The sequence below is a fragment of the Veillonella sp. 20925_1_51 genome (assembly GCF_041431445.1).
GTDB lineage: Bacteria > Bacillota > Negativicutes > Veillonellales > Veillonellaceae > Veillonella > Veillonella nakazawae.
Window position 1 is genome coordinate 23,629 of the sequence record NZ_JAPVXT010000003.1, and the last position, 12,970, is coordinate 36,598.

Annotated in this window: 12 protein-coding genes and 1 riboswitch; of the genes, 10 read left to right on the top strand and 2 right to left on the bottom strand. The window is 41.8% G+C overall.

The features are described from left to right. Positions 1-2 precede the first annotated feature (2 nt). Together O3607_RS04020 and O3607_RS04025 are read left to right on the top strand one after the other, a co-directional pair. Entirely contained in the window at positions 3-416 is a 414-nt protein-coding gene (locus O3607_RS04020; protein WP_024064170.1) for a hypothetical protein, read from the top strand. A gap of 128 nt (positions 417-544) precedes the next feature. After that, positions 545-1,447, top strand: a complete 903-nt coding sequence (locus O3607_RS04025; RefSeq protein ID WP_316109416.1) for a DUF3829 domain-containing protein — start codon at positions 545-547, stop codon at positions 1,445-1,447. Between the two features lie 172 nt (positions 1,448-1,619). Here O3607_RS04025 and rarD read toward each other — a convergent pair whose 3' ends face one another. Then, positions 1,620-2,510, bottom strand: coding sequence for an EamA family transporter RarD (gene rarD / locus O3607_RS04030; RefSeq protein WP_316109418.1), 891 nt, complete (start codon positions 2,508-2,510; stop codon positions 1,620-1,622). A 166-nt stretch (positions 2,511-2,676) separates the two neighbouring features. Continuing rightward, positions 2,677-2,853: riboswitch (cobalamin riboswitch) on the top strand. A gap of 294 nt (positions 2,854-3,147) precedes the next feature. Between rarD and O3607_RS04035 the strand changes: the two genes are divergently transcribed. The 8 genes from O3607_RS04035 to O3607_RS04070 all read left to right on the top strand — a co-directional run bounded on the left by O3607_RS04035 (position 3,148) and on the right by O3607_RS04070 (position 12,333). Then, a complete protein-coding gene (locus O3607_RS04035) occupies positions 3,148-5,310 on the top strand; it encodes a methylmalonyl-CoA mutase family protein (protein ID WP_371443364.1) in 2,163 nt (720 codons plus the stop codon). 4 nt (positions 5,311-5,314) lie between these two features. Then, positions 5,315-7,504: a methylmalonyl-CoA mutase gene (gene scpA, locus O3607_RS04040; protein WP_060923730.1), complete on the top strand. Its 2,190-nt coding sequence runs from the start codon at positions 5,315-5,317 to the stop codon at positions 7,502-7,504. Continuing rightward, the gene (meaB, locus tag O3607_RS04045) at positions 7,497-8,750 is read left to right on the top strand and encodes a methylmalonyl Co-A mutase-associated GTPase MeaB (RefSeq protein WP_302857705.1); all 1,254 of its coding nucleotides are present in this window, start codon (positions 7,497-7,499) and stop codon (positions 8,748-8,750) included. Before scpA ends, meaB begins: the two co-directional genes overlap by 8 nt. Before the next feature lie 293 nt (positions 8,751-9,043). Continuing rightward, positions 9,044-9,934, top strand: a complete 891-nt coding sequence (locus O3607_RS04050; RefSeq protein ID WP_316109426.1) for a DUF3829 domain-containing protein — start codon at positions 9,044-9,046, stop codon at positions 9,932-9,934. Positions 9,935-9,982: 48 nt separating this feature from the next. After that, entirely contained in the window at positions 9,983-10,240 is a 258-nt protein-coding gene (locus O3607_RS04055; protein WP_295209850.1) for a hypothetical protein, read from the top strand. 236 nt (positions 10,241-10,476) lie between these two features. After that, a complete protein-coding gene (locus O3607_RS04060) occupies positions 10,477-11,082 on the top strand; it encodes a MotA/TolQ/ExbB proton channel family protein (RefSeq protein ID WP_178885844.1) in 606 nt (201 codons plus the stop codon). Beyond that, a complete protein-coding gene (locus tag O3607_RS04065; protein WP_009352440.1) occupies positions 11,079-11,483 on the top strand; it encodes a biopolymer transporter ExbD in 405 nt (134 codons plus the stop codon). The genes O3607_RS04060 and O3607_RS04065 overlap by 4 nt, the downstream gene beginning before the upstream one ends. A gap of 4 nt (positions 11,484-11,487) precedes the next feature. After that, positions 11,488-12,333: a hypothetical protein gene (locus O3607_RS04070; RefSeq protein ID WP_213467371.1), complete on the top strand. Its 846-nt coding sequence runs from the start codon at positions 11,488-11,490 to the stop codon at positions 12,331-12,333. 121 nt (positions 12,334-12,454) lie between these two features. On the opposite strand, the gene O3607_RS04075 is transcribed toward O3607_RS04070, so the two are convergent. Next, positions 12,455-12,865, bottom strand: a complete 411-nt coding sequence (locus O3607_RS04075) for a CAAX protease (RefSeq protein ID WP_119209198.1) — start codon at positions 12,863-12,865, stop codon at positions 12,455-12,457. Between the last annotated feature and the right edge of the window lie 105 nt (positions 12,866-12,970).

A 12,970-nucleotide genomic window follows, 5' to 3' on the forward strand; every position in this document is an offset into this window, starting at 1 on the left:
ATATGGATGTAAAACAGATGATTCGCCTTGTTATAAAGGTGATAGGATTTATATATTGGTTTGTTTTTCTATACCTTGGTGGTCTAATGGTCGTAGACTGGGCAGGGTTTATGTCCCAACATAATATAGAAACACCTCTATTCCTTACATATTTAGTGTTTGTAGGTTGTTTTGTAACGCCGTATATCATGCTGTACTGGAAGAAGCTGAATCCTAATGCGAAAGCTCCATTTTGGGTGCGCCATCTCTCCGAATATATGGCGCGATTAGAAGATCGTCATAGTATATGGTTTGATATATTATATGTACTAAAATTATTGCTCTATTTTGTAATAATTCTGTGGATGCTTTGTATCATATTACTCACCTTAGCAGTTATTGCGTGGACAGTAGTCCTAATTTTGCTGAGCAATTGATGATGTAAATTTACATTGTTTTCTCCACCAATGCTTCTTGTGCATTAATTCTATTTATATAAATCATATTAGTATATAATTGAGATATATAAATTAGGTTGTATATTGATGAAAGGAGAGAATTCATCATGAAACCATTTGGTAAGCGGATTGCAATGGCTGTGGTGTGTGCGGCCACATTGACATCTCCCTTGTTGTTGAGCGGTTGTAGTATGTCTGAGCTATGGCAGGGCACTGAACAGAGTCGTAAGGAAATTGCGCAGCGGTCTGAACAGGATCAAGTACAGTTGTTTAATCAATATGTGAAAGCTGTAAGCCGATTTAATCGTATGGCTGTAATGTTCGATTATGCGAATACGCCAACTCTTAACGATTTAAAAGCGGGGCAGCATTTAACTGTATTTAATGCACCGAACTTTAAGCAATTGCAAAAAGAATTAGAAGAGGCTAAGCAAGCCGGTATCCCTTATGATGAAATGAAGGAGCCTTTAGATAAGCTGCTTTCAAAATTGAACGAAATTACACCGGTAGCAGAAGAGCTCGATGCATACTATAAATCTAAAGGGTATACCACAGATAACTATGCTAAGGAGCAACAATTAGGCCCTAAATATGTTCAATTGTATGAACAATTTGTTCCTATTTATGCTGACTTTGATAATTTAATGCATAAGATTAACACGGACCGATTGCAACAACGGTTACAACAATTGCGCGATGCAGGTAAGAAAAATGCAGCTGCCGCACAAGAGGTTTCTTTGCGACTTACTGCAGTCCTAGAAAAGCTAGATAGTGAAAAAGAACCAGATGTAAATGCTATCAATCAAGAATTGCAAGCCATTGGTGATTTAGCAAATGGTATTTCTAGCCCTAAGTATGACTCTGTTAAGACCTCTGTAAACTCTACGATTGGTGCGATCCGTACCTATATGGGATCCAAACAAGATAACGATTATAAACATATGGTTGAGGCCTATAACCGTTATATTTCCAATATGAATACAACCAATATGAATGAATTGGATCAATAAGCAAGCTAGAAGAATAGTGTGATAAATTAATAGGCATATATAAGATATAAAAAGAAAGCTGTATCGAATGAGGATATCATTTGATACAGCTTTTATGTGTTTATAGGCTAGATATAGTTACTAAAATGGTTATGAGATTGTATACAGATGGTATAAGATCTCTTGTATCTAACTACATTTTTCTGATGGTTGTAATTCGATTGGATAGGGAGAATAGCACGAGAGCTACCCAGATACAGCCAAAAGCGATGAGTTGGGCTGTGCCAAAGCTTTCACCAAAGTAGAAGATGGCCAAGAAAAAGCCCATGGTGGGAGATAGGTATTGTAAAAATCCTAGTACATTCAATGGCAAGAGTTTTGCGCCGTACGAGAAGAGGATGAGTGGAATTGATGTGGTGAGCCCTGCACCGATGAGGAGTAGGCCGGTGGATGTTACGTTCTCAAGAAAGACCCAGGAAGAGGTATCTATGGTTGCCAAATACCATAGCGCTATCGGTGTAACAAGCCACGCCTCCAAAGCAATACTCGAAAATGGATGGATGGTGAGGCGTTTCTTTACGGCTCCATATAGGCTAAATGATACAGCTAGTGCGATGGAGACAATCGGTAAGGACCCTAGTTCATAGGTCATGATTGATACACCTAGTACGGCGATGGCCATGCTCAGTTTTTGGGACCATAGCAAGGTTTCTTTGTAGATAACGATGCCGAGCAATACGTTGAGGAGAGGGTTGATATAATACCCGAGGCTAGTATCGAGAACGTGTTGGTTGGTAACAGCCCAAATATAAGTGAACCAGTTGACGCTAATAAGGGCGGCTGCCAGTAATAATAGGCCGAACTGTGAAAGATGTGTGCGCAAGTATTGAATATCGATGCGCAGTTGTTGGCGGCCCATAGCAAGGATGATGAAGATCATCCAAACACCAGACCAGATGATGCGGTGCGATAATACTGAAAAGGATGAAACTTGGTTAAGTAGTGCCCAATAAAGGGGGAGCAAACCCCAGATTAAGCAGCACAGTAATGTAGTACTGAGCCCTTTTTTGTTTATATCATTCATAATGCAACCTCCTCTTATTGATAGCATTATTATATCATGCTGATAATGTTATATGCGTTTTTGTCATTTTATATATGCGTTAGTTATAACTTAAAATTTGTTACTTATGATTAACTGTTATGTTCATTGACTTTGTGCATATTGTTACACTATATTGGACTTAGAACAACGAATATAGAGAATAGGTGTCACAAGACTTAATAGAGAAATCGGTACAAGCCGATGCGGTCCCGCCACTGTAAGGACGAGCCTGCTTTCATAGATGTCACTGGAGAAATCTGGGAAGGCGAAAGCGAGGTGATGAGCCCAAGCCAGGAGAACTGCCTATTTGATAATCACCGTTATGTACCTACGAGCGATAGGAAGGGGATTGGGGTATGCTGGTTTCAGTGTTTTTTGGTGTACCTTTCAATAAGAAACCTTACGTGTCACTTTTGGGTGGCACGTTTTTTTATTGCCCTTGAAAGTGGCTGTTAAGCATATATATCAGGCTTCATAGTTAATGAATTGATGAACACATATTTGAGGTTGATGTGATCTAAATATAGGAAAGCTCGTGTGATGTATATGTATAACAATTCGCAGGTACGGTGCGCTGTTTCTCGGTATGGTTTCGAGTTGAAAAGGAGGCACATATATGTCTGACAAAAAGACTTCAAAGGATGCTGAACGCGATCTATTAGCTCCTGTATCCTTTGATGAATTTGAGAAACCTACGTATGAACAATGGCAGGCTGAAGTTGAAAAGGCGTTAAAAGGTGGCGACTTCCACAAGAAGATGTTCACGAAAACCTATGAAGGTATCACGTTGCAGCCAATTTACACACCTGCACTGCATGCAGAAGCAATTCCAAAGGGCGTATACCCTGGGGCAGGCGAGTTCCTACGTGGTACTAAGGCAAGTGGTTATATTAAAGACTCTTGGGGTGTATCCCAATATGTAGATGACTCTTTGCCTAAGGATGCCAATCATGCAAGTTTATACGAGATTGTAAAAGGTGGCACCATTCACAACATCCGCCTAGATGAAGCAACACGCCATGATCAAGATGTGCAAGTAGGCGCATCCGTTGGCGTTGGTGGTACATCTTTGTCCACCATGGATGACTGCAAACAATTGATTGACCGCTTCAATTTGAAGGAAAATCCTTTGTACATTGAAACAGGTGCTTCTGCAGCCATCTTGCTTGGCATGTTAGCGGCTACGGTGAAAGGCGCTAAAAAACAAACATCTGATTTGAAAGGTCTCGTTGGTGCAGACCCTATCGGTGTTTGGGTGAAAGATGGTGCTTTGCACATTTCCTTAGATACAGCCTTTGATGAAATGGCACATACTGTTGTGTGGGCTAAAGAACAAGCACCAGAGCTTAAAACAGTACTCGTATCTGGCGATGTATACGCTAATGGCGGCGCTAACGATGTGCAAGAGGTTGCCTATGCATTGGCAACAGCTGTTTGCTACGTGCGTCAATTAGCACAACGGAACATCGATATTCACACCATTGCGAAAAGCATGATGTTCACATTCTCCTTAGGGGCTAATTTCTTTATGGAAATTGCTAAATTGCGTGCATTGCGCGTACTTTGGGCTCGCATCATGGAAGCATTTGGTGCTGAAGAAGCGGACCGCGCTGTTCATGTACACGGTAGAACATCTGCTTTCACAAAAACTGTATACGACCCATATGTAAACTTGTTGCGTAATACAACACAAGCATTCTCTGGCGTTGTAGGCGGTTTGAACAGCCTTGAAGTATCTCCATTCGACCAACCAATTCGCAAATCGGATGACTTCTCTCGCCGTATTGCTCGTAACATCCAAGTTATGTTGCAAACTGAATTTGAATTGCGTCAACCGGTGGATCCTGTAGGCGGTTCTTGGTACGTGGAAACATTGGCTGCTGAATTATGCGAAAAAATCTGGGCTGAGTTCCAAACTATCGAATCTAAAGGTGGCATTGTGGCGGCATTGAAAGAAGGCTACCCACAAGCTCAAGTGAAAGCCATCCTCGATGAACGCTTTAAGAACCTTGCATTCCGTAAGGACGTAGCAGTTGGTAACAATATGTATGCGAATATGACAGAAGAGTTACTTGATCCTAAACCAGAAAATCAAGAAACATTGCGTCAAAAACGAGCTGCTCAAATTGATGAGTACTTGGCAGGTGCAGAGGCTGATGCGGTTGTGAAAGCACAGGCTACTCTAGAAGCAAGTACAACAGAACCAGGTGCGTTGATTGGTCTTATTGAGCTTGGGGCATTACAAAAATTGACAATCCGCCAAATCCGTAAGGCTTTAGATGCAGGCGATATTTCTTCTGAAACAATCGAACCAATTACTGCACATCGCTGGACTGAACAGTTTGAAGCACTTCGCATGCGCACTGAAAACTATAAACAACGTATGAAAGATAATGTGAAGGTATTCTTGGCTAATATGGGCCCAATTCCTCAACACAAACCTCGTGCGGACTTCTCCACAGGCTTCTTCGAAGTAGGTGCTTTTGAAGTGATTAAAAATGACGGCCATGAAACTACGGCTGATGCTGCGAAGGCTGCTCGTGAAAGTGGTGCTGATGTTGTCGTTATCTGTTCCACAGATGATACATATCCAGAATTAGTACCGCCACTAGCGAAAGAGTTGAAAGAAACTATGCCGAATGTAACGGTTATCTTGGCAGGGGCACCGCCTAAGGACCTCGAGCCTGTATACCGTGAAGCTGGCGTAGACGACTTCATTTCCGTTCGTGCAAATTGTTACGAAATCTTGAATACATTACAAGATAAGAAAGGGATGTGAGCTCATGTTTAAAAATCCAGACTTCTCCTCTCTTGGCTTGGGAACGCAGTCACCGACATCTCGCGATGCATGGCTTGCTGAACTTCAAAAAGAAACAGGAAAAAGCTTTGAAGATTTATATAATACAACAATGGAGCAAATCCAACTAAAACCTCTCTACACAGAGATGGATTATGAAGGGATGACACACCTTGACTATATGGCTGGTGTACCTCCATTCTTGCGTGGACCTTATTCCACAATGTACGTAACTCGTCCTTGGACAGTACGTCAGTACGCTGGTTTCTCCACTGCGGAAGAATCCAATGCGTTCTATCGTCGTAACTTGGCAGCGGGCCAAAAAGGTTTGTCTATCGCCTTTGACCTTGCTACTCACCGCGGTTATGACTCCGATCATCCTCGTGTAGTAGGTGACGTTGGTAAAGCGGGTGTTGCGGTAGACTCCATCCTCGACATGGAAATTCTGTTCTCCGGTATCCCTCTTGATCAAATGTCCGTATCCATGACAATGAACGGCGCCGTATTGCCTGTTATGGCATTCTACATCCTAGCAGGTGAAGAACAGGGCGTTGATAAAAAGGTTATGGCTGGTACAATCCAAAATGATATCTTGAAAGAGTTCATGGTACGTAATACCTATATTTACCCTCCAGCTACGTCCATGCGTATTATCGGTGATATCTTTGCGTATACATCCCAGTACATGCCTAAGTTTAATAGTATCTCCATTTCTGGCTACCATATGCAAGAAGCGGGCGCTACTGCGGATATCGAATTAGGTTACACATTGGCCGATGGTCTTGAATACATCCGTACCGGTGTAAATGCAGGCCTTCACGTAGATAAATTCGCTCCACGTTTGTCCTTCTTCTGGGCAATCGGTAAAAACTACTTCATGGAAGTAGCGAAAATGCGTGCGGCTCGTATGTTGTGGGCTAAGATTATTAAGAGCTTCGGTTCTGAAAATCCAAAATCCATGGCACTTCGTACACATAGTCAAACATCTGGTTGGTCTTTAACAGAACAAGATCCATTCAATAACGTAGCTCGTACATGTATGGAAGCGATGGGTGCAGCTTTGGGCCATACTCAATCCCTACATACAAATGCGCTTGACGAAGCCATCGCGTTGCCTACGGACTTCTCTGCACGTATTGCTCGTAATACTCAGCTTTACATCCAAGACGAAACTAAAGTATGTAAAGTTATCGATCCATGGGGCGGCTCTTACTATGTAGAAGCATTGACTGATGAATTGATCCGTCGCGCTTGGGGCCATATCCAAGAAATCGAATCCCTTGGTGGTATGGCGAAAGCGATTGATACAGGTCTTCCTAAGATGCGTATCGAAGAAGCGGCAGCTCGTCGCCAAGCTCGTATCGACTCTGGCCGTGAAGCAATCATCGGTATTAATAAATATCGTCTAGATAAAGAAGATCCATTGGATATCTTAGACGTAGATAACACAGCTGTACGAGAAGCGCAAATTCGTCGTCTCGAACAATTGCGTGCTAACCGTGACGAAGATAAGGTTCAATCCTGTCTCGAAGCGATTACAAATGCTACAGAATCTGGGGAAGGCAACTTGCTTGCTCTTGCGCTTGAAGCAGCTCGTGCTCGTGCATCCTTGGGTGAAATTTCCTTTGCTGTTGAAAAGGTTTGTGGCCGTCATAAAGCAGTTATCCGCTCTATTTCTGGCGTATATTCTAGTGAATATGAAGATGACGATGTTATCAAAGAAGTACGTCAAATGGCGGATGATTTCGAAGAACTCGAAGGTCGTCGTCCTCGTATTATGATTGCGAAGATGGGCCAAGACGGTCATGACCGCGGTGCCAAAGTTATCGCTACATCCTTCGCGGATATGGGCTTTGACGTGGATATCGGACCTTTGTTCCAAACTCCAGAAGAAACAGCACAAGATGCGGTGGATAATGACGTTCACATCGTTGGCTTCAGTTCTCTTGCAGCTGGTCACAAAACATTGTTACCTCAACTTGTAGAAGAACTCAAGAAACGTGGTCGTGGAGATATTTTGGTTGCCATCGGTGGCGTAATCCCTGCTCAGGACTATGAGTTCCTACGCGAACATGGCGCAGTGGCTATCTTTGGCCCTGGTACAGTCTTGCCTGTAGCGGCTAAGAAATTGCTAGAAACATTGACTAGCCACGTTCAAGACGAAGGCAATGACTGATAATAAACGGCCTACTCCGGATGAATTGCGCAATGCACAGGACGCTACTTTTACCACTGGTGAAGGTAAGGCGCCAGAATTAGGTGTAAAAAACGCAAGCGCCGAGGGTAGTACGTATCGTCCCGACTGGGTGCCAGAAGATGCGAAAAAAGATGATACCTTTGCGTGTCACGTGATGAAAGGCGTCAAGGAAATGCACGACGGCCTCTTGTCTAGCTCCGCTCATCTGGCTCCGTCGGTACGTCCCGTACAGCGGCGAAAGAAGTTAACTGTCGCTGATTATGTACGCGGTATCGAGCAGGGGGACCGCGTTATACTTTCACGGGCTATCACATTAGTAGAAAGTAATAATAAGGAACACTTTAAATTAGCTCAACAAGTATTACAAGCTATATTGCCACGCACCGGCAAGGCGTTGCGCATCGGTATTACTGGTGTGCCTGGGGCCGGTAAAAGTACATTTATTGAAGCCTTTGGTAACATGCTCATTGAAGCTGGTTACAAGGTTGCCGTACTTGCTGTAGACCCTACAAGCCAAGTCACAAAAGGCAGTATTTTGGGTGATAAAACGCGGATGGAAACGTTGACGAAACATTCTGAAGCGTATATCCGTCCATCGCCGGCTGGTGGCACACTAGGTGGTGTAGCTCGTAAAAGTAGAGAAACGATGCTACTTTGCGAGGCTGCTGGATACGATATTATTCTCGTCGAAACTGTAGGGGTTGGGCAAAGCGAAGTTACTGTGCGCTCCATGGTAGACTTCTTTATGCTCATCGTCTTAACTGGTGCAGGGGATGAATTGCAAGGCATCAAAAAAGGCGTTATGGAACTTGCTGATGCTATTGTGGTCAATAAGGCTGATGGGGACAACCTCAAGCGTGCTCTCATCGCTCGTAGCGATTACGATCGGATGTTACATTACATTCGTCCAGCTACGGAAAAATGGAAGACCCAAGCTTACACATGTTCAGCCGTTACGAAGGATGGTCTCGACGAATTGTGGGATGTGATCCAAGAATTTGCTGAACAAGGTAAAGAAAATGGGGTATTCTTAAAACGACGTCAAGAACAATCCCTCCGTTGGGTACGTGATATGATTGACGAACATTTGCACAACCTATTCTTTAACAATGTAGTCATTCAAGGTCGTATGGGCGAAGTTGAAAATGCTGTCTTAGACGGTGAAATGAGCGAATCACAAGCCGTTGAAGAATTAATTGGAGTTTTTGACAAGTCTATTAAATGAGTAGATAGCTATATACCTATTTGATAAGATGGCATAACTTATCTATTAAGACACTCCGATTAGCTATCATACTGATTTAGATATATAAGATGTATCCATCCATAAAAGGCATAGTATCAAAACTGCTGTTGGTGAAACAAGTAGTAAGATGCTGTGCCTTTTTTATGCCTATGAATGCGTATTCATGAAATAAATTTCATATATTTATACTTGATGCTTTCATATATTTCATATATGATATATAATTTAATCATAGATTGTTACTTGTATGTGATTAAAAAGAGAGGGTCATTATGAAACCACTAGTAAAGAAAATGATAACCGTAGTATTGTGCGCATCAACTCTAACAGCACCATTATTCTTGACAGGATGTAGTGTTTCTAAGGTTGCCAATAGCGTACAACAAGGTGTTCAAAAGACATCACAAGATGACGTTAAAGTGTTTAACAACTACATTAAAGCCGTTGGCGATTTTAACAGTCATACAGTGCGCTTTGGCTATGCTATCGGTCCAAACATTCAAAAACTAAGAGAAGGGCAACATTTAACAAGCTTTATGTCACCACATTTTGATTCTTTACAAAAGAACTTACAAGCCGCTAAAGATGCTGGCGTGCCATATGATGATATGAAAGAACCTTTAGATAACGTATTGGCTGTATTAAAGGATATTGTACCAGTAGCCAGTGAATTGGATACGTACTACGAAACTAATTCATATCAAGCAGATAATTATGCTAAGGAACAACAATTAGGACCTAAATACGTTCAATTATATGATCAGTTCTATGCAGCGTATAATCAACTAGACGCAGTAATTCACAAACATAATACAGAAAACCAACAAGAACAGTTGAAAGAACTTAAAGAGTCTGGCAAGAAAAATGCAGCGGCAGCTCAAGAAGTTCATTTACGTTTAACTGCTTTATTGGATGGCTTTGAAGAGGGTAAACAAATTGATGTAAATGCAGCTAACCAAGAGTTACAAGGCATCATGGACGTATCTAATAGTATTACTAGTCCGGAATATAACAGTACTAAGAATTCATTAAATACAGCTATTGGTAGAATTCGTACATTCTTAGGTGACCAAACAAATGATCATTATAATGATATGGTTGAATCCTATAATCGCTTCATTGGCAGTATGAATCGTTTGGATATGAACAAACTTGATAAATAATATCTAATGATATATACCGTTTCGTATAATGTTAGAGAGGGTCTTAAAATGAGTAAAAAAATGTTATTACCTGTTGGCGTAGTTGTTTTAATTATAGGTATTGTGATCCTGTTATTAAATCCAGATCCAGCTACAACGAATTTGGAAATTGCAAGAAATGCTACTAATGCACGAGAGGCAGCTAAAGCAATTTCTTCTAACAATCAAACTTATGCTTGGATGTATTCTATCGGCATGTTCTGTAGTGGCTTTGGCTTGTCCTTAACAATCGGTGGCATACTTGTAAAATTCCTTAAAAAAGACTAATAAATTATACGAATGCAATGGTTATGCTATGGTTAAATCATGACGGAATTAAGGTCCGGCAAAGGTAAAATAGAAGTAGAATAAAAGCAAAATTAAAGCAAAATTAAAGGCTATACTAATATGTGTATCATGATTAGTATAGCCTTTTTTTGTCTCATACATATTTTTAGATGCCTTAAAACGTGATATAATAAAGGTTATTGGGGCCTAGAGGGTGAAGGCTTTTGGAGGTTAGTATGAGTAGCATAGCGCATTTATTTGTGGCTGGTGGATTTGTTATGTATCCGCTAGTAATTTTTTTGCTCTTTGCATTGATGATTGGCATTGAGCGTATCATTTTATATCGTAAGTTTACAAAGGACTTGCGCCGCTTTAATAAGGTGTTAGAGAAGAATCAATCTTGGGTTATGTTACCAAGTGTTCTGGAACGCGATACAGAGGAGCTTGGCGCTTTATTTGCTCGCGCTATGCGCAGTGCAAAGAACTATAATGGTTTAGAAAACCGTTTGCAAGACGTAGTATCTTACGCCGATGAGCGTTTAAAACGCGGCCTTAGCTGGCTTAGTATGATCGTAACCATGGCTCCACTATTGGGCCTATTGGGGACCGTGCTTGGCATGATTCGCGCCTTCGCAGTAGTAGGCGGCGATATTGGTGCGCCTACCATCATTACAGGTGGTGTATCTGAAGCCTTAGTGGCAACGGCTACAGGCTTGACTGTAGCGATTATCGCGCTCGGCTTTCACAGTTACTGTGCAGCAAAGGTAAATGATTCTATTACTACATTAGAGCATGAGTGCGGCAACATCCTCGATGCGTACAACGAGGAACATGATATATGAGACGACGCACATTAGGGGTTAAAAAAGAACCGACCATCATGATTATCCCTATGATCGATATCGTATTTTTCTTATTGGTATTCTTCATGGTTGGCACGCTGTACATGAATACAGAGCAGCAAATTCCGCTCAATTTACCATCTGCATCGACATCTACGGCAAAATCTATTGAACCTATTACGATTACGCTCACCACAACGCACACGCTATATATCGACAATCAGGAAATCTCTTCCGACCGATTGGCTGAAGAGGTACAATCTATCGTGAAGCAGGCACCTCGACAAGCTTTTGTCATTCGCGCATCTAAGGATGTTTACTATAGCGAGGTTATCGCCCTATTGGACATGCTCAAGGTGAATGGCGCTAAATATATTAGCGTCGCTACGGAACGGAAGTGATTCTATGTTTGAATCGCATTATTTGAAACCGTTCATCGTGTCCTTAGGTATTACGACGATACTCGTCTCTGGGATGGGTCTTTCTTTGCGGGGAATGGCAGGTACAGGTGCCGCCCATGATGCGGCGGAAATTAGCTTTAATTTGCCTGATGATGGTGAAAGCGATACAGGGGTTGAGGCTGTTGACACCGCACCGAAACCAGTGGAAAATCCTATGGAAAAACCACAGAATGTAACTCCAGAAGGCGCGACACCTAAGGCGAATTCTTTGGTGGATGAGCGCAAGCCAGAGGATGAGCGTACTAAAGAGTTAAGTGAAAGTACAGCAGCTTCTAGTGTACGCCGAGAATGGACCGTTCCAAAGGCTATTGAATCGGAAACGAGCAGCAGTGAACAAGCTGTAGTTACGCACGGAGCAGATTCTAAGGATGGAAAATCCTCCAAGAATAGTAAAGCGCCTATCGGTAAAGAGATAACATCAGATCCGAATGCAACTGGAGATGGATTGCCTGAATCTAGTGACTTATCTGTCTTATCTGATTTAGCATTGAGTTTATTGACGCCAGGACAACAAGCGCTTTTACAAAAACCAGATATTAATCCTCATGACTACTTGCGGACTGTGCAAGAACAGGGGCGAGCATCTGTCGTAACAGGCAAGGTGGTAGTACGAGTTAACTTTGATGTTAACGGTAATGTCATCGTTGGCGAACATACGCCACTGATCGTGGACGATGTACCACCAGCTGTACGAGACGAAGCGCTGCGCATCATCAAAAGCAGTGGATCCATCGTTAACCGACGGGGTGAACCTGTTTACTTAGCAGTTCCCGTTATTCTAGGACAATAAAGAGGCATATCTCATACAAATGTATGTAAGATATGCCTCTTTTCTTGTCTTTTATTTAATTGCTATTTCCTTTTACAATAGGATTGATATTGTTATAGGTTTGATTTTGACGACTATGAGATTAATCCTGGTTTGTAAGCATTGTTTTGGTAGAATTGAACACCGCAAGATATACGATGGCGCCACCGATAAATAAAGTGATTTGCATAGGTGCGCTAAATTGATCGACGCGCCATAAAGCGAAAGCGTAGAAGAACATTGTTACTAGCATGATGAGGAATGCAATGATAACGCGTACATTGGTGTTAACAGCTAAGGATGTAGTGATGCGAGATTTATTGAGTATCACGTAAATTAAGGACACGATAATATCTGCTGTAAATATAGAAAATACATAATTAAGATCGAACTCTCCAAATAGAACTACAGCCAAGCCTATAAAGCTGAGTCCAAAGAATAAGCGTAATAGTATACCTATAGTATTTGATTCGTTGCGCTGTGCACGACGCTCTTTTCGATTTAAATTTGCCATGAAAGCCTCCCCATAACGGACATAGTTAGTCTTACTACTATCATAAAGCTCAGTTATAAATAAGCTATTCTTCATAATAGGTTTAGTCTGTATGTTTATTATATA